The following is an 852-nucleotide window of genomic DNA, read 5'->3' on the forward strand; positions in this document are numbered from 1 at the left end:
TAGGGTTCAGACTCAATCATAGCCAGAATGCGACGAGGGTCGCCAGTGCGACGGCGGAGAGAAAGTTTCTGGCGAGCTTGTCGTAGCGGGTCGCGATGCGTCTGAAGTCCTTCAATCGACAGAAGGCATTCTCGATGAGATGGCGGCTTCTGTATCGCTTGGTGTCGTAGCGGATGGCGCGCTTGCGGTTTGACCGGCCCGGTATGACCGGGACAATGTGAGATTGGCGCAGGTGCTTTCGCAGGCTGTTTGCATCATATCCCTTGTCGGCCAGCAGATACCTTGCCCCCTTCAGTCCGGCCAGCAGATGGGGCGCCACCGGGCTGTCTGCCGCATTGCCTTCGGTCAGCATGAACGCAAATGGGCGGCCGATCACGTCGGTAAGGGCATGGATTTTCGTGGTTTGCCCGCCCCGCGAGGGCCCGATAGCCTGATTTTTCGCCCCCCTTTACCGCCGTGCGCCGAGCGGTGCGCCTTGACGTAGGTGCTGTCGATGGACGTGCTCTTCGTCACCGCTCCGGATGTCGCAAGCGCCTCGACCAGATCGATCCAGAAGCGTTTGCGTGACCATCTGTTGAAGCGGTTGTAGATCGTGGTCGAAGGCCCGTAGTCTTTCGGGCAGTCGCACCACCGGCAGCCCACCTTGAGAACATGGATGATGCCGGAGATCACCCTGCGATCATCGACCCTGCGGGCTCCACCCTTGTTCGCCGGAACAAGCGGCTCAATCACCGCCCATTGTTCATCCGACAGCCAAAACAGATGTCCCATCCAAGCCTCCAAATAACTGATTTGGCGCTTTGAATCTGATTTGCTACGTTAAATCCACGCTATCAATGGGTTTTGACCCTA

The 852-nt window shown here is 58.2% G+C and carries 1 protein-coding gene; it reads right to left on the reverse strand.

Features of this window, described 5'->3' with window-relative positions; translation table 11 throughout:
* Positions 1-16: 16 nt before the first annotated feature.
* Positions 17-771, reverse strand: a protein-coding gene (locus ACLB6G_RS20805; RefSeq protein WP_410358054.1) for an IS5 family transposase whose coding sequence is annotated in 2 segments (ribosomal slippage) — positions 17-436 and positions 439-771 — 753 coding nt in all. Because the reading frame shifts where the segments join, the coding sequence is not laid out codon by codon here.
* Positions 772-852: the final 81 nt, after the last annotated feature.

Source organism: Zhengella sedimenti, assembly GCF_046506625.1.
In the GTDB taxonomy this organism is placed as follows: domain Bacteria; phylum Pseudomonadota; class Alphaproteobacteria; order Rhizobiales; family Rhizobiaceae; genus Zhengella; species Zhengella sedimenti.